The organism is Fastidiosibacter lacustris (genome assembly GCF_003428155.1).
GTDB classification, from domain to species: Bacteria; Pseudomonadota; Gammaproteobacteria; order Francisellales; family Francisellaceae; genus Caedibacter; species Caedibacter lacustris.
In genome coordinates, this window is sequence record NZ_QLIR01000002.1 from 83,348 (window position 1) to 100,807 (window position 17,460).

The 17,460-nt window shown below is 35.9% G+C and carries 16 protein-coding genes; 12 read left to right on the forward strand and 4 right to left on the reverse strand.

The features are described 5' to 3' along the window. The first annotated feature begins 3 nt into the window (after positions 1-3). The 5 genes from galU to gltX all read left to right on the forward strand — a co-directional run bounded on the left by galU (position 4) and on the right by gltX (position 5,389). Positions 4-879: a UTP--glucose-1-phosphate uridylyltransferase GalU gene (gene galU / locus DNJ77_RS01665; protein WP_116963264.1), complete on the forward strand. Its 876-nt coding sequence runs from the start codon at positions 4-6 to the stop codon at positions 877-879. Positions 880-886: 7 nt separating this feature from the next. Further along, on the forward strand, positions 887-1,477 hold the full coding sequence (gene gmk / locus DNJ77_RS01670; RefSeq protein ID WP_116963265.1) for a guanylate kinase: 591 nt from the start codon (positions 887-889) through the stop codon (positions 1,475-1,477). A gap of 24 nt (positions 1,478-1,501) precedes the next feature. Next, the gene (locus DNJ77_RS01675) at positions 1,502-2,290 is read left to right on the forward strand and encodes a hypothetical protein (protein ID WP_116963266.1); all 789 of its coding nucleotides are present in this window, start codon (positions 1,502-1,504) and stop codon (positions 2,288-2,290) included. A gap of 71 nt (positions 2,291-2,361) precedes the next feature. Further along, positions 2,362-3,798 carry an SLC13 family permease gene (locus DNJ77_RS01680; RefSeq protein WP_116963267.1) on the forward strand — a complete coding sequence of 479 codons (1,437 nt, stop codon included), beginning with the start codon at positions 2,362-2,364 and terminating at the stop codon, positions 3,796-3,798. Between the two features lie 163 nt (positions 3,799-3,961). Continuing rightward, the gene (gene gltX / locus DNJ77_RS01685; RefSeq protein ID WP_116963268.1) at positions 3,962-5,389 is read left to right on the forward strand and encodes a glutamate--tRNA ligase; all 1,428 of its coding nucleotides are present in this window, start codon (positions 3,962-3,964) and stop codon (positions 5,387-5,389) included. Here gltX and DNJ77_RS01690 read toward each other — a convergent pair. Then, positions 5,386-6,795, reverse strand: a complete 1,410-nt coding sequence (locus DNJ77_RS01690) for a sugar porter family MFS transporter (RefSeq protein ID WP_116963269.1) — start codon at positions 6,793-6,795, stop codon at positions 5,386-5,388. The genes gltX and DNJ77_RS01690 overlap by 4 nt on opposite strands. A gap of 228 nt (positions 6,796-7,023) precedes the next feature. Next, positions 7,024-7,185 (reverse strand): hypothetical protein, encoded by a 162-nt coding sequence (locus tag DNJ77_RS09900; protein ID WP_157966549.1) that lies wholly within the window; start codon positions 7,183-7,185, stop codon positions 7,024-7,026. Between the two features lie 192 nt (positions 7,186-7,377). Between DNJ77_RS09900 and DNJ77_RS01700 the strand changes: the two genes are divergently transcribed. After that, positions 7,378-8,697: a UDP-glucose dehydrogenase family protein gene (locus DNJ77_RS01700; protein WP_116963271.1), complete on the forward strand. Its 1,320-nt coding sequence runs from the start codon at positions 7,378-7,380 to the stop codon at positions 8,695-8,697. A 15-nt stretch (positions 8,698-8,712) separates the two neighbouring features. Here the strand turns inward: DNJ77_RS01700 and DNJ77_RS01705 are convergent, their stop codons facing one another. Both DNJ77_RS01705 and DNJ77_RS01710 read right to left on the reverse strand, forming a co-directional pair. After that, entirely contained in the window at positions 8,713-9,174 is a 462-nt protein-coding gene (locus DNJ77_RS01705) for a hypothetical protein (RefSeq protein ID WP_116963272.1), read from the reverse strand. 12 nt (positions 9,175-9,186) lie between these two features. After that, on the reverse strand, positions 9,187-10,296 hold the full coding sequence (locus DNJ77_RS01710) for a LysM peptidoglycan-binding domain-containing protein (protein WP_116963273.1): 1,110 nt from the start codon (positions 10,294-10,296) through the stop codon (positions 9,187-9,189). Positions 10,297-10,694: 398 nt separating this feature from the next. Between DNJ77_RS01710 and DNJ77_RS01715 the strand changes: the two genes are divergently transcribed. Genes DNJ77_RS01715 through DNJ77_RS01740 form a run of 6 tightly spaced genes read left to right on the forward strand, consistent with a single transcriptional unit; the run spans position 10,695 to position 17,452 of the window. Then, complete coding sequence (locus DNJ77_RS01715; protein ID WP_116963274.1) at positions 10,695-11,429, forward strand: DotH/IcmK family type IV secretion protein; 735 nt, start codon at positions 10,695-10,697, stop codon at positions 11,427-11,429. Positions 11,430-11,433: 4 nt separating this feature from the next. Further along, positions 11,434-12,576 (forward strand): TrbI/VirB10 family protein, encoded by a 1,143-nt coding sequence (locus DNJ77_RS01720; protein ID WP_157966550.1) that lies wholly within the window; start codon positions 11,434-11,436, stop codon positions 12,574-12,576. Between the two features lie 24 nt (positions 12,577-12,600). Continuing rightward, positions 12,601-13,398: a hypothetical protein gene (locus DNJ77_RS01725; RefSeq protein ID WP_116963276.1), complete on the forward strand. Its 798-nt coding sequence runs from the start codon at positions 12,601-12,603 to the stop codon at positions 13,396-13,398. A gap of 20 nt (positions 13,399-13,418) precedes the next feature. Continuing rightward, positions 13,419-16,373 (forward strand): hypothetical protein, encoded by a 2,955-nt coding sequence (locus DNJ77_RS01730; protein WP_116963277.1) that lies wholly within the window; start codon positions 13,419-13,421, stop codon positions 16,371-16,373. After that, complete coding sequence (locus DNJ77_RS01735) at positions 16,366-16,836, forward strand: type IVB secretion system protein IcmW (protein WP_116963278.1); 471 nt, start codon at positions 16,366-16,368, stop codon at positions 16,834-16,836. The genes DNJ77_RS01730 and DNJ77_RS01735 overlap by 8 nt, the downstream gene beginning before the upstream one ends. Further along, a complete protein-coding gene (locus DNJ77_RS01740; RefSeq protein ID WP_116963279.1) occupies positions 16,826-17,452 on the forward strand; it encodes a DotI/IcmL family type IV secretion protein in 627 nt (208 codons plus the stop codon). Before DNJ77_RS01735 ends, DNJ77_RS01740 begins: the two co-directional genes overlap by 11 nt. Positions 17,453-17,460 lie beyond the last annotated feature (8 nt).

Genomic DNA, 17,460 nt, shown 5'->3' on the forward strand with positions numbered 1-17,460 from the left:
AAAATGAAGATTACAAAGGCGGTTTTTCCTGTTGCGGGTTTAGGGACCAGGTTTTTACCTGCAACAAAAGCATCACCAAAAGAGATGCTAACAGTTGTAGATAAGCCTTTAATTCAATATGCTGTTGAAGAAGCCATAGAGGCGGGTATTAATGAGCTTATTTTTGTAACGAGTACCCATAAACGCGCTATAGAAGATCACTTCGATAAAAATTTTGAATTGGAATATAACCTTGAACAAAAAGGTAAGTTGGATTTATTGGAAACTGTGCGCAATATTTTGCCTGCTGATGTTAATTGTGCCTATATTCGACAGAAAGAAGCATTAGGATTAGGGCATGCCGTACTTTGTGCTAAACCTTTGGTAGGCAATGAACCTTTTGCAGTGTTACTAGCAGATGACTTGATTGACAACGCTAATGGCAAGGGTGCGTTACTACAGATGATGGAGCAATATTATTATCAAAAATGTGGTGTAATTGCGGTGCAGGAGGTTTTTAAAAAAGACACAGGTTCCTATGGTATCGTAAAGACAAGAGCTGATAATAGTATCCAAGCGATTGTTGAAAAACCTAAACCGGAAAGTGCACCTTCGACGAATGCAGTGGTAGGTCGTTATATTCTACCTGGTGAAATATTTGATTATTTGGAAAAAATTCCTAAGGGTGCAGGTGGTGAAATTCAATTAACGGATGCAATTGCTAAACTTGTTGAATCTCAGCGTTTGGTTGCTTACCATTTTGATGGTACACGCTATGATTGTGGCGATAAATTGGGTTTCTTGATTGCCAACTTTGAATTGGCTGCACGTGATAAGGTGCTAGGTAAAAAGTTTATGGCTCATGTCGAATCAATGTTAAAAAATATTAAGCAAGGATAGGTGTAGTGTGAGCCAACAGGGTAAGGTTTATATTGTTTCAGCTCCTTCAGGTGCCGGTAAAACATCTTTACTTAAAGCATTTATTAAAAATCAAACCAATCTTGGGATTTGTGTATCGCATACAACACGTAAACCACGACCATTAGAAATAAATGGGGTACATTATCATTTTGTGTCTAAAGATGTATTTGAGCAAATGATTAAGGAAGGTGCATTCATTGAATACGCTCAAGTTTTTGACCATTACTATGGAACGTCTAAAAATGCGATTTCAGTTTTGACAGAAAAAGGTTTAGATGTAATTTTAGAAATCGATTGGCAAGGAGCAACACAAGCACGAGAAAATTTTAAAAGTAATTGTGTGAGTATTTTTATTTTACCACCCTCACTCTCTGCTTTATATGAGCGTTTAAAAAAGCGTGGTCAAGATTCAGATGAGATTATTCAAAGGCGTATGCAAGACGCAAAGAATGAAGTTTCGCATGCAAATGAATATGATTATGTTATTGTGAACGATGACTTTGATGAGGCACTAAAAGATTTAGAAGCATGTTTTCGTGTTCAAAAATTAAAATCTAATTTAGACTATCAATTGTGATCATTAATGTCAGAAAGATAAAATATGGTAAAAAAAGCGCTTATATTGGCATCGTTGTCATTGAGTCCTCTTATGGTTAATTCAATGTGTGAGGTGGATAAAATAGATTGTTCTGAATTTTCGTTGTCTCCTGCTATTGGTTATTATAGCTATAGAGAACCTGGCTTGATGAGTATTAAGGGACCAAGTATTGCACTTGATGGTAGTTATCAGTATATCGAACGAAATAGAATCACTTTGATGATTGAAGGACAGCTTGGTTTTGTGAATGGCAAATATGATGGACGTTTGAATGACAAACAACAAACACCTTTTCAGATGAATAATGATAACAGTTTTATATTTGGCATTTCGCCACGGATAGGTTATTTATTCCAATTTCCTAAAGTTTTAATTACCGTTACGCCATTTTTAGGATTAGGTTATCGTTATTTAAATAATGATACTTCAAACGACTCACATGGTTATTTGCGAGCATCAAATTATTTTTATATACCTATTGGATTACAGTTTACTTGGCTTCATAAAAAACTGGTTCTTGAATCAAAATTAGAGTTTGATTATTTAATCAGAGGTATTCAATACATAAGTGTAGATGGGGGTATTGTTAATCAACAACGTGAAGGTTGGGGTGCTAATGGTAATATTTTATTGGGACGTAACCAGGGAAGTTGGATGTGGTTGATAGGACCTTATATTAGGTATTGGAAGATACAAACTTCAGATATCGCAAATGGTAATGCAGAAAAAGGATGGTATGAGCCAGAGAATAATACACTAGGTGTAGGAGTGATGGCTAAGTTTGTTTTTTAATCATAAACTTCTGGAAAAAAATGCCACTGTCAGTTAGGTTTGTATAGACGGTAGTTTATGGAATGATCACCATGTGTGAAAAAGAGTTACAATTACCTACTTTACCTAGTATTTTTCTGTGTGTGCTGGCGTCAATGGTCATTTATTTTGTTGCGCTTTTTTTACCATTTGGTGAATTTTCTGCATCAGGGAAGCATGCGTTTGCTGTTTTTTGCGTTGCGGTATTTTTATGGATAATTAATATTTTCCCGCTTGCAATTACAGGTATTATCGTTCTGTTTTTATTACCTGCTTCTGGTGTGATTTTTGCTCAAGATGTATATAGTTATTTTGGTAATTCTGCAACTTTCTTTGTGTTGGGTGCATTTATTTTAGCAAGTCCAGTTATGCGTTCTGGATTAAGCAAACGTTTAGCGATTACGATTATTTCTAAATTTGGTAAAGGCTCTAAGCGTCTTTGTATGTCGATTTTTGGACTTTCAAGTACTATGGCTTTTTTCATTAGTGAACATGCCGTTGTTGCAATGTTATTGCCGATTGTATTGGAAATTGTTACTGCTGCAAATGTGAATAAAAAGAGTCGATTTGCATTCGCAGCTTATATGGCAATGGCATGGGGGGCAATGATCGGGGGCACTGCAACGTTGTTAGGTGGTGCAAGAGCGCCTTTGGCATTAGGTATTTTGCAAGATAATTTTGCAACAAATGCTAAGATGGCACACGTTAGTCATATTGGTTTCTTTGAGTGGAGTTTATGGGTAATACCAATTGTGTTAGTTATGCTTTGCCTTGCAAGTATATGTGTGTTGATTATTGCACATAAAAGTGGTGCTAATATCGAGTTAGCAAGACAAAAGTTAATAGCGCATAAAAAAGAAATTGGACGGGTGACAAAAAGAGAAGTTTTAACTTTAATGGTCGTCTTATTTACAATATTTCTATGGATTTTCTATGGCACGGCATGGGGGCTAGATTGGATTTCATTTTTGGGTGTGATTTTGGCTTTTATCTTGCGTATTACCAACTGGAAAGAGATTGAAAGAGATGTGCAGTGGGGTATTATTATTATGTATGGTAGTGCGATTGCTTTAAGCGTTGCCTTACGTAATACCGGAGCTGCCCATGAAATGGTACAAGTGATAATAGATTTAGGGATTTCATCACCTTTGCTGATTATAGTTTCATTGATTGTTCTGGTAGCTATACTAACTGAGGTAATGAGTAATGCAGCAGCGGTCGCTATATTGCTACCTGTAGGCTTAGCATTATCTTTAGAGTACGGTATTGATCCAAGAGTGATAACTGTTGGAATTGCCACAGGTGCTGGGTTAACTTTTTTGTTGCCGGTGAGTACTCCGGCAATGGCATTGGTGCTTCACTCTGATCATGTTAAAATTCATGCTGTAATGGCATGGGGGATATGGCTAAAAATCTCTAGTATATTAGTGATTATTGTTGCAATTATATTTTATTGGCCACTATTGGGTGCACATCTCTTAATACAGTAGTAGTGGATTTTTTGACTTTGTTGGTATTAAGCTCTGAAAAAGCATAGAGCACGTTTTCAAGCTACAAAAATAGCGAAATTTCAGTTCTCCATTTATCGCGCCCGTATTTTACAGTAAACTTATGTCGCAAATGTAAGACCAAAGTGAATTAAGGTAGTGTATTGTGATAAAAGAAGTTAAAACGCGCTTTGCCCCAAGCCCAACGGGGTATTTGCATGTAGGTGGCGCAAGGACGGCGTTATTTTCATGGGTGTATGCGCGTAAAAACAAGGGTAAGTTTGTATTAAGAATAGAAGATACCGATTTAGATCGCTCGACACCAGAAGCCGTGCAAGCGATCTTAGATGGTATGGATTGGCTAGGATTGAACGCAGATTATGAACCTTATTACCAAACTCAACATTTTGAGCGTTACAAAGGAGTAATTAATCAGTTATTACAACAAGGGAAAGCATATTGTTGTTATTGTTCACGTGAACGTTTAGATGAATTGCGTGATAGGCAAATGGCAAATAAAGAAAAACCACGATATGATGAACATTGCCGTCATTTAAACCAAAGTGAACAGGATGTATCAAAGCCGCACGTTGTACGCTTTAAGAATCCCAAGGAGGGTATCGTTAGTTGGTTAGATGCAGTCAAGGGTCAAATTAATATTGCCAACACTGAGCTAGATGATTTAATCATCCAGCGTACGGATGGTTCTCCAACCTATAACTTCTGTGTTGTCGTTGATGATATCGATATGGAAATTACCCATGTTGTGCGCGGTGATGATCACGTTAACAACACACCAAGGCAGATTAATTTATATTACGCATTAGGTGCAGATGTTCCTATTTTTGCACATGTACCAATGATTTTAGGGAACGATGGTAAGAAATTATCAAAACGTCATGGTGCAGTAAGTGTGATGCAGTATAAAGAGGAGGGTTATTTACCACAGGCGCTTATTAATTACTTGATTCGCTTGGGTTGGTCACATGGAGATCAAGAAATCTTTAGTATGGATGAGATATTCAAGTATTTTGATTTAAATGATATTAATGCCTCAGCTTCAACTTTTAATACAGATAAATTGAATTGGTTGAATCAACATTATATGCGTAGTTTGCCAGTAGAAGAGGTAGTAAAGCACCTGAAATATCACTTTGAACAGCAAGGCTTAGACATTACTGAGGGTCCTGAGCTTGAGCTCATTATCCCTGTGATGGCAGAAAAAGTAAAAACACTAAAAGAGTTGACCGAGCAAAGCCGTTATTTTTATCAAGGTTTTGAAAGTTATGATGAGAAGTCCGCAGTTAAGCATTTAACCAATGGATCGATTAAGTCATTACAATATGCATTAAAGAAATATGAAGCACTGACAGAGGTAGATTGGCAAGATGAAGCTAAGTTGCATCATGTATTAAAAGAAATTGCACAAGAGCTTGAGCTAGGGATGGGGAAAGTCGGAATGCCTGTTCGTGTTGCCATTACTGGTACCGCGCAATCCCCTGATATTGGCTTGACACTTAAGTGGATTGGAAAAGCGCGCACTTTAAAGCGCTTACAACAAGCGATTGATTTTATAAAAACTCGTGATGCTTAGCGTTGACCAATTTTATTGAGCTTCACTCCATGTTCTAGGTCTTTTTCGATTTTTTCCAAGCTTACCCCCTTTGTCTCAGGAACAAAGAATTTTAAGAAAACCATAGATAGGATACAAAATCCCCCAAATACAAAGAAAATGGAGGCATTGCCATATACTTTCATGAAGCTCAGTGCATTGGCCATCACAATACCAGCAAAGGTCCAATTGATCATAGTAGTAACAGTCATGCCGATTTCACGCCCTTTTAATGGAAAAATTTCAGCACATACAACCCAAGCAACAGGTCCCCATGAGCATGCAAAACCAAAGATATAAACCACAGCTGAAATTAGTAATATTGCCTTAGGCACAGCGCCAGGTGTAGTGCCGCCATTCGCTATGACTAAAAATGCAAAGCCTGCTGTAAACATAGAAACCATCATTACCACAGCACCGACGTATAAGAGTTTTTTACGACCCCATTTTTCAATCCATTTAATAGCAGGGAAGGTAAAGAGCATGTTTACTGTTGGAATGGCAAGTAAAGCAATAATTCCTGTCATGCCAGCATAGCCAAAAATAGTTGGGGCATAATAAATCATCATGTTAATACCAACGAGTTGCTGAAACATTTGTAATACCACTCCGACAATTAATATTTTCCAAAAATAACCTTTGGATAGCATAATGATTCCAGAGCCTTGATTTTCTATAATGCTTTCTTTAATTTCAGCTATTTCATCATTTATTTCTTTTTCAGAAGAGCGTACTCGCCTTAGTACTTTTAGAGCTTTGTCTTCTTTGCCTTTTAACATCAACCAGCGTGGACTCTCAGGCAAAAAGAAACTGCCAATGAACATAATTAATGCAAATATTACAATGACGCTAAACATTAAGCTAAGTGAAATCTCGAAATGTCCTAATGCTTTGACAATCATCACATTAGTAAAAGCGATTAAGAAAATACCAATTGTGATCATCAATTGAAATAAAGTTGCCATTCCCCCACGAATAGAAGTTGGCGCTGTTTCTGATAAATAAAGTGGTACTGTAAAAGAGGCAATACCAACGGAAAAGCCTAATCCAAAACGACAAGCGATTAAAATTTCAAGTGGTGGTAAAAATGCAGATACAAGTGACAATAACGTAAATAAAAATCCAGATAGTATCAGTACTTTTTTGCGACCAAGTATCCTTGCAAAAATGCCACTTAATAAAGCACCAAGAATACCACCCCACGCCAGTACAGCAGAGTAATGTTCCCCTTGTGTAGTAGTTAGTTCATAAATGTGATCAATTGTGGCAAGCGAATTGGCGATAAAACCTTGGTCAAGACCAAATAATAATCCACCTAAAGCTCCAATTAAACAAATCATGTAAACAATTTTCTTATATTGTTTGTTAGAAGTTGATTGTATTGGCATAAAAGTCCCCTGTGTAAATTAAGACAGGCATATTTTGCGTAGTGTTAATGCAGATGTCAAATAGTTACATTAGAGAATAGTTATTTACATTGTTCACAATAAAGAAATAATTATTGGTAATGATTAATATTAAGTGTAAATATCTGTAGATATTGCAAAGCTGATATTGATTCAATAAACAAAGTAGACACGCTTTTATGCAATTTAATAGTTGATTAAAATGCTCATTTAAATGATGATCATGAGTAGAACCACGTTTAAGTGGACTTTATTGATGAGGTTAATACTGTATGGAAGAATTGCATCAGATGGAATATTACTACCAATAATGGCAAAAAAAGTAGAAGCAAAGTTTAACACTAAGCTACTTTTAATGTTTGAGATGGGCATAAAAATATGCCCAAAAGTAAAAAGCAAGCAAGATACAACGTATCAAAAATCTGTATAAATGTATGAATATTTAAATGGTTTAAGCCAATAGTGTAAGTAGCAAAAGTATAGTTCAAAAGAAGAATATTCGCTGAATATAGCGATTATTTCTGATATGATTCAATCAGTTTGAGTAGAAGGTAGTAAGTAGCGATGAAAATTGCAATATTTGGTACAGGTTATGTTGGGCTTGTAACGGGCACCTGCTTTGCGGCGATGGGTAACCATGTTTGCTGTGTGGACATTGACAATAAAAAGGTAGAGAATTTAAAAAAAGGAATTTCTCCAATATATGAACCAGGCTTAGATGATCTAATTAAACGCAATGTAGCTAAAGGCAGATTAAGTTTTACGACGGAGGCAAAATCTGCGATTGATGAAGCAGAAATTATTTTTATTGCAGTAGGGACTCCACCTGATGAGGATGGTTCTGCTGATTTAAAATATGTGCTTCAGGTTGCAAAAACGGTTGCAAAATATATGAGTGAATATAAAGTCATTGTCAATAAATCGACTGTACCTGTGGGAACAGAGTATAAAGTAACAGAGACGATTTCAAATGTGCTTAGATCGCGTGGCGTCACGCTTGACTTTGACGTTGTATCAAATCCTGAGTTTCTCAAAGAGGGTGATGCAATTAATGATTGTATGCATCCAGATCGGATTGTGGTTGGTGCACATTCTGAGCGCGCCGCGGATATGATGCGCGAACTTTATGCACCATTTGACCCAAACCAAAACCGTTTAATGATCATGGATGTGCGTTCTGCCGAGATGACGAAGTACGTTGCAAATGCGATGCTTGCCACCAAAATCAGCTTTATGAATGAGATGAGTCAAATTGCTGAGCGAGTAGGTGCGGATATTGAAAAAGTACGAATTGGTATTGGTGCGGATCGGCGTATTGGTTATCATTTCATTTATGCAGGATGTGGTTACGGTGGTTCTTGTTTTCCCAAAGATGTGCGAGCGTTGAGTCAGACTTCGCATGAATATGGTTATAAAGCAAGGCTTTTAAATGCTGTACATGATGTTAATGATGAACAAAAAGAAGTATTGTTTAATAAGTTTTACAATTATTTTAATGGTGAAGTTGAAGGCAAAATAGTAGCCGTATGGGGACTTGCATTTAAACCAAATACCGATGACATCCGTGAAGCACCTTCTCGAGTGTTGATTGAAAAACTATGGCAACACGGTGTGAAAGTAAAAGCGTATGACCCAGAGGCGATGAATAATTTTATCAACACATATGAGAACCGTGATAATTACGAGTTAGCACAAGATGCTTATGATGCGTTATATGGTGCCGATGCACTTTTTGTAGTGACAGAATGGCAAAGCTTTAGAAGTCCAGATTTTGCTAAAATCGCGAGTAGATTAGCGCAACCTGTGATTTTTGACGGTCGTAACCTATATGATAAATCTCGCATGAAAAAAATGGGGATTGAATATATTTCAATCGGGCGTTAAGCGGTTGAGATATAGTCAAAAATTTTTATTACGCTGTTGATGCATCACAAAGCTATTATCAGCTATTTTTTGCTCGTCTTTGGATAAATCTGCTTGATAACCAATAATCATAAGATAACCATTTTTGGATGTAACGTTAAAATGGTAGTAAATACCGTTGATCAGACAGCTTTGTTTGGCATCACATTCAATTTTTGGAAATATTCCGCTTAGTGTTTTAATTGATTGTTCATAGTTATAATTGCTCATGATAATGGCATTATCTACGATATTGTAGTTGAGTGTTAGGTAACCGTTGTAATTGTGTTTGAGCTCGGCTTTTAAATCCTGAGCAACGGTTTGATAGGCTTTAAATTTTACAAAAAAAATAAAACTCATAAAAAATAATACTCCAAGGGCAATAAGTGTAACAAGAAGTATTACGGTTAGTTTACCGCTTGAAACACTTTCTTGATTTTCGATTTGACTTTGTGACATGACGATTCCTTGTTAATTTATACCAAAATATTTTTTATATAATGTATCAATATCTTTCCAGCGCTTATCATCATAAGGTAATAGATTAGAGGCAAGATAATCCCGTTCGCTGTTAAATGAAATTTCATCGCCATCTGCGCCATAGATTGCAAGGATTTTGATACGGATATCTAAATTTTTAGGTTCGCTATTTAACGCTTCTTGTAAAATAGTTTTAGCGTGTGCAACATCTTGTGCCTCTAGTAGTTCGTTGGCTTTTTGGAGTAGTTTTTTAATTTCATCTTTGGATGCTTTTTTGCTAATACGCTCAGTCTCAGACTGTTTGTTGATCACGGCACCTTCTTTATCTTTTGTTGGATCAGATGTCTTAGCATAAAATTGATCTTTCATTATACGTGTATCATGCTGGGCAAAAGTCGCTTTGCGTTTTAAGCGTCGCTGCCAAATTAAGAATATGACAATAACAATTAGTATAATGATTAGCCACTGATTATAATCCGTTTTAGCTTTAGTATGGATATTGATATTTGTGTTTTCAGTATTCAGCCTGCTATCTTTATTATGGTCAACGTTGGTGTTAGTTATTGCTGGTGTAATGACAATGCCTTCAATAGTAGAGTTAGAGTGTTGGCTGGTATTTATTTGATTATTATTTGTATTGACTATGGAATTTTCAGGTAATGAATAGAGAGTTGAATCTGATTGTTTAATTGAGATAGTGGATTGCTGTTTTTTGTTAGCAAGTGTGAAAGATGTTTCTGTGAGGGATAACGCTTGCTCAAGAGTCGATGCTGGATTATTTTGATTAAGGTACAGCGTATGGCGTAATGTGTATAGTTTAACACCATCTTCTACTTCTTGTTTGGTAGTTGGAATGAGTAGTTTTTGGTTGATATTAATAATATCGTCGTTAATAGAAGGATTTTCTTTTGAGTTAATTCCCTTGATGGCTTGGATCATATCTTTGTTTGGAGTGCCTAAAATACCGTGCTTGCTCGCAATTCGCCATAACGAATCCCCTGACTTGACGGTGTATGTTGTAAGTGCAAAAGCAGGTAAAATAGGGAATAAGAATAATAATAGTAGCATAAGCTTTTTATGCCAACTAGAGAGAGTGCTCACGTTTGCTCCTTTTTGTGTGATAAATCTAAGCTGTGATTGTAATCTAAATTAATTAGAATGACCACGGGCAAAAATCGGATGTTTGTTACTTTATGAAGCTGCTTGAAAATAGTTGCTTTGACTATTTTCAAAGTTTCTTGTGTCAAATTCACATTAAGAAACTACAAATAATTTCAAAATCATGAATCATAATTTATATAAATTCATCGATTTGATGAATGTATGTTAAAAAAAGACGACAATATGACAGAGTATTTTATTATGGTCACCATTGTTGATTAATGATTTAGCAGACCTTGAAAAAACTTATATATCCAAGTTTGCTGTTACTGGGATTATCATGCAATGGAGTGTCGGCGCAAGAGACTAACTCTCCTGTAAATAACCTTGTAAGCAGCATGTTTCCACTTAGTGCAAGTGATATTCAAAGCACTAAAAGTGAGATTAGTGCAAGACAAAAGGCAGCAGCTGTTATGCCAGCTATGAGTGATGCAAAAGGAGTCTCTCGCGTGGTTATGGCTGATACTAAACCAGGCTTTGCAACTTCCCCTCCTAATGTAAGGCTTGGTATTGGTGTAGTGAGTTCAATTATTTTTACTGATGCAAAAGGAGTGGTTTGGCCGATTACTAGTTATGTGATTGGTGACACAGAGGACTTTGCAGTCAATTGGGATAAAAAGGGTGGAATTATGATGCTTCAATCTAAGAAACCTTATGCTAATACGAACATGGCTGTGATGTTGCAAGGACGTGCAACACCTGTGACTTTAATGCTGCAATCCACACAAAAAGAATGGGACTATGAGCTTTATGTTCGTGTTGCTAAAGCAGAGGATGATACTCATTTGGAAAACATTAGACAATCCCCTTATCTGTTATCACTTCTATCTGGAATAGTGCCAGAAGGTGCAAAATCGTTAAGTGTTTCTGGAGAGCAAAACACAGGAAAATTTTGGCTTTATCAAGGTCATTACCTCATTTTAACTTCAGGTACACTCATTTCTCCCGCCTATATCAATCATATTGAAGATAATACTTTAGGGACGACTAACGTATATGAAATTGTACCCACTCCTGTCGTAATGATCTCCGACAATGTAGGGGTGCACAAAATCAATCTAAAGGATGAATAAAGTCATGTTGAAATTTTTGAAAAATCATCCACGTATTAGAATACTCATTATTTTTGCCATACTTGTCATTGTCTCAATTACAATGCTATTAAAGTGCTCTAAAAATGGTCAAACTTATTTGCAGTCACAAGTGAATGATAAAAAAATTGAGGTAAACCAAAAGAATCCAATAAAGGATGACCAATACCAAAAGCTCGTAGACCAGGATAGACAACAAAAAATTAAGCAAGCTGAACATAAAAATAGCAGTTATATTGAAGATGTTTTTGCTTCCTCAACTCCAACTGAAAAACAAGAAAACCAGGCTCAGGATTATCAACAGAAACAAATGGATCCTGTTACGTTTTATGACTATAAAAATAATCAGCAACAGGTAAATAAGCCAAGCGACACACAATCAACTAAGCACTCGTATGCTATGTCAACTATTCAAGAAAATTTAGCTGTGGATCCTCAAACTGTGCAGAAAAATTTTGAAGTCATTTTAAAGTCTTGGAATAAAGTTCCATCAATGAAGGAGGAGTTTGGTGAGTTAGCAAATGGTTATGGAAGCAAAGAATCATTTAGTGCTCAATCTAAAATGGCGATGTTTAAAGCAGGTGATATTCTTATTGCGGTGATTGATACGGCTGTTAATAGCGATCAACCTGATACGCCAATATTGGCTCACATCGTTGTGGGACCTTACAAACATGCAAAACTGTTAGGTAGTTTTGTCAGAGAAGAAGACAAATTAGTGGTGAAATTTACGACTTTATCCATTCCAGATCGAGCAGCAAGTATCAACATCAATGCTTACGCTATTGATCAAGCCACAGCCCAAACTGCGTTGGCAAGTGATGTAGACCATCATTATCTTTTACGTTATGGCAGTTTGTTCTCAGCTGCTTTCTTGCAAGGGTTTGGGACCTACTTCACTAATGCTCAAAACAACAGTGGTTGGTGTTATGTTGACCCAATGGGTGGAAAGCATTGTCAAGGAAGTGAAGCTGCATTAACGACGAAAAATGCAGCATATGCTGGGTTAGGGCAAATTGGTACAGCATTAAGTAGTGCGATGACGAAGCAATTTGATAAACCTCCAACAGTTACTTTAAATCAAGGTAGTGCAATAGGGGTTTTGATTATGCAAGACATAAAAGTTTAAAGACAAATTTAAGGTATAAAGTAAATGAGCAATTATGATTTTTTTGAAGATAATGAGAAAAATAAGCAGCCTGATCAAGAACAAGAGGGCAGATCCAATCAGCAAGGGATGGAAGAAACCTCAACTGTAAATGACAGAAATAGTATGAATCGCTTAAGTGACAAGCTTAAAAATTTTAAATTTGAAAAAATTTATCTTGCTTATGGCTTGGCAGTATTTATGTTGATGGCAGGCGCTTATTTTATTTTTAGCACTTTATTTGCCAGTGATGATACATCTCATCCTAGTAGGACATCACAAATATCCTCTCCAAATACAAATACGCAATTTGTCAAAACCGAGCAGCGTATAATACAAAATGTCGATAACAAAGAGCTAACACAACGCTTACAAACAATATCAACACAACTAAATGATTTACAAACATCACAGGATAATAATAGCCAGCGATTTGAAAAAACCATCATTGAAATGGCACAGCATATTAAAAGCGTGGAGTCCAATCAAGCTCAGATGCTAAAAAGTATCCAAAGTATAATTAAATCGCTGGATGATATACAAAAAGCAGACCAAAGCAAAACTTTAATTTCACTTGTTACTGAACTTCAAAGGCAGTTGCAATATATGAATGCCAAGGAAATAAATATGAATGAAAAACTGCATTTAACAGCAGTAATTGATGGAATTGCTTGGCTTGAAGACAAAAAAGGCAGATCGATTACCGTAAAAGAAGGTTCGCAATTAGATGGCTATGGTAAGGTTTTGAAAATAGACAGTCAGGCATATAAAGTCTATACAGCATCAGGTTTTGTGTTTGAGTAAATAATTAAGATGAGTGAAAGATGAATTTCTTGTATAAAAGCGTTGAAGGTTTATTTGCTTGGTTAAATGCCATTAGCAATAAAACGATCTACAGTTATTGTGAGCTCGAAAGTGCAGATGATGAAAATACTTTAATTGCTAAAGATGGCAGCTTGATTTCAATATTGGAAATCAATGGCGTTAAGCATATGGTTGGCAATGATGAATATATCTATTTATGTGAAAAAATTACGGCTATTTTAACACCTTTATTACAAAAACAAGGTGTCAGGATTAAATGTTTTTTTCGTTATGATGCACAAAGTACAGCGCAAGAAATAGATGATTTACTGTTGCCTTCACAAAAGAGTGCTAAGCGCTTAAATCTCAATTTAGATGATTATTTTGAGGCAAAGAAAGAAAAATTAGATGAGGTTTGTGTATTTGAAAAATGTTACTTATGTATCTGGAGCTCAGCTGGTTTATTAAGTGCACATGCTCAAAAGCAAGCTTACAGGAATAAGACTGAGCGTTTAAAAGATCAGAATGTAAAAATATCATCAAAGACACAACACTTTTTGCATGTGCTTAATGAAGTGCGATTACAGCATGCTGCATTATTGACAATGCTATTAGAGTCATTTACAGCAATGGGGTTAAGTACGCATATCATGCAAGTACGGCATTTGCTACATACAATCAAAAGGCAAATTGCGCCAGACACAACAGATAAGAGTTGGCAGCCACATTTACCAGGCGATAATTTATATCTAGGATATGAGGATAAAGATTGGTCGAACTGGTTATGGCCTAGTCTGTCTTATCAGTTATTTTGTGAAGATGGTGCTAATGTTAATATGTCTGAGTGTGTAATTGGTAACTACCGATATGCACCTGTAACTATCAGTTTGTTTCCTCAACATATTCAAGCGTTTTATGTTTTATTTAAAACTTTGAAAGAATATCAACTGCCTTGGCAAATGTGTTTTTCACTTACAGGAAATGGCATCAAAATAAGCCAAGTAAAATCATTATTAGCACAGTTTTTAACGTTTAGTTCGCATGAAAATAAATTGATTTGTAATGCACACAAATTACTCAAGCACATTCAAGAACACAGCGATATGCCAGTGGTTAAGCTTTCAGTAAATTTAATTACTTGGGCACCTAAATCAGAGATCGAGGAATTTCAAAAGCGTAAAGCAGCCTTAAATAAAGCAATACAAAGCTGGGGGAGTGCGCAAACGACCGAAAATTTTGGTGACCCATTTGCCATTGTTCAATCAACCTTATTAGCAATCAATCGTGAAGGCTTTCCTTGTGCAGTTGGTGCCCCATTAGGAGACGCAATAAAGCTTATGCCATTTTTTCGACCTGCAATTTCATGGGATTATGGTGCAACCTTATTTCGTACTCCAGATGGCAAACTATGGCCTTATCAAAGTGGGTCTTCAAAGCAAGTAAGCTGGATAGAGTTAATTTATGCACGATCTGGTTCAGGTAAGTCAGTATTATTAAATTCTCTTAACCTGTCTGCTTGTCTTTGCCAAGGATTAGAAGAGCTGCCTTATCTTTCAATTTTGGATATTGGACCATCTTCAAAAGGTGTGATCGATTTGCTAAAGTCCGTAACTAAAACGCCGAATATTGCTGAGCATTATCAATTTACATTTAGTTATAACGATGCGATTAATCCTTTTGATACGCATCTAGGTGCACGCGTTCCTGGTCATGCACATAAAGCATTTTTAATTAACTTTCTTTCCGCTTTATTGTTGGAAAATGTAGAAGCTTCTTTACCGGAAGGGATGGAAGCTATGTTAAATTTAGTTATTGATGAAGTTTATAAATTACACAGTGACGTTTATCAACCAAAGCTATACCAACCAGGAATTAACCCCGAAATTGATGATAAAATTAACGTTTTTAAATCTAACGATCATGGGCAATCATGGTGGCAGGTAACGGATAAATTATTTGAGCAAAATGAAATACGTTTAGCTCAAAAAGCACAGCGTTATGCCATGCCGTTACTTTCTGATTTAATTAGTGCAGTCAATCAAACAAGTGTTATTGATTTATATAAAACGCTAAAACTTTCCAATGGTGAGAGCTATATTCAGTATTTTTGTCGTAATATCACGACGGTAATTAAGAATCTACCTTCATTAAATCTTGTCACACGCTTAGATGTTTATGCAAAAGTAGTGGCATTTGATTTATCCTCTGTTATGTCGGCTGTATCGGCAAGTGATTCACGCATTTCAGTTATTGCTTATATGTTAGTACGCCATTTGACCGCAAGTTACTTTTTCGTTAAAGCACAAGATTTAGAGAGTTTGGCAAATGATTATCGACATTATCACAAACATAAATTACAGGAGTTACATAACGTTCCAAAACGCATTGTATTTGATGAGTTTCATCGCACGCGTGGTTGTGCACCGATTTTAAGACAGGTTTTGACCGACATGCGTGAAGGTCGAAAGCACAATGTGCAAATTGCATTAGCATCACAGTCCTTAACTGATTTTAACCACACTATGCTTGAGTTTGCTACTTCCGTTTTTATTTTAAGTGGAGGCAATCAAAGTGCATTAGAAAACACGAAGTCTCATTTTGGTTTAAACGAAACTGAAGCGCTTGCGTTAAAGTATGCAGTGCATGGTCCAAATAGTAATGGCATGAATTTTATTGGTCAGTTTCACACCATTAATGGTGTAAATACTCAACTACTTAATTTAAGCTTAAGTGCCTATGAGGTGTGGTTATTTACAACTACTTCGGAGGATTGTTATTTGAAAGAAAAGCTTGTTGAGCATCTTGGTGTCATTCCAAGCTTAACGCTTTTAGCACGTAAATTTCCACAGGGTAGTGCTAAACCCTATCTTGAAACACAAGCAATACTGCATTCAGATAAATCTATAAAACAAATTGCAAATGAATTAGTAGAAACTTTCATTGATCAATATTATGGGAGTATAAAGCATGCGTGATGCAATCGACATTCATCATTTTAAGACAGAAATTATTAATTATTGGCATGGCTTTAGTAAAAAAGAACTCGTCGATTTATTGACGGTTTATGATATTAAGGAAGCACAAGAAAATGATTTTCAATTTTCAAATGAATTTTATGAGCAATTCTATGAGATTTGCTTAGAGTCCTATCAAAAAGAACATCTATCAGAAGAGTATGTTGAGGCAATCGTTAACTTGTGTGCAAAATTACCAACCACATTGATGATGTATTTCATGCAAAATGTACACAAGAAAAATTCAAATTTGTTTCAATTGGTCTATCAAAAATTAAGCAGTGATTCTGATTATCATGAGCTTTATAAGCGTTGTATGTCATTTGAAAAAAATTTGCTTTTAACCAGAGTGTGTAGTGAGTCTCGATTATTAATAATAGATACCGTGCTGACAAGACTAATGGAGGAAAACCATGCAGGCTAATGTGTTAAAGGCGATTACTGAGAAAGCTGAATTTTACAAAAATAATTTTAGACTCATGATTAAAATTTTATTAGTGAGTGTATTGCTAAACTTGGTTTTACTTTTAGGTTTGTGGTATAGCCATAAAGAAGAAAAAATCTATTTTCTTGCGATTGATAATCAGGGCGTAGTTAAAGAGCTTAATTTACCTCAAACACCAGTTGTGACCGAAGATATGTTGATCAATTGGGTTAGTCAGAATGTAAATAAATTGTATAAATTTGATTTTCTTAATTATAAAGAGCAAATTTTGGCCTTGAGACCTCTTTTTACAGATCATGGCTGGCAGGCATTTAATGAAGCCTTTAAAGATACAATTAAGCAAGTAGTAGATCAGAAAATGGTAGCAAAAGCGGTACTAAATGGTGTGCCAGTGGTAACGGCAGTGGGGTATATTGCTGGCATAAAAAGCTGGCAAGTACAAGTGCCTATACTGGTAACTTTCTCTAAAGGGCACGAGGCTGGTAATAATAATATGATTTTGAAATTAACGCTTCAGGAAAACACAGATATTTCAGATTTAGCAAGTGGACAATATTTTGGAATTACACAAATTATTCAGCTTAATGAAAAATAATGAATTGA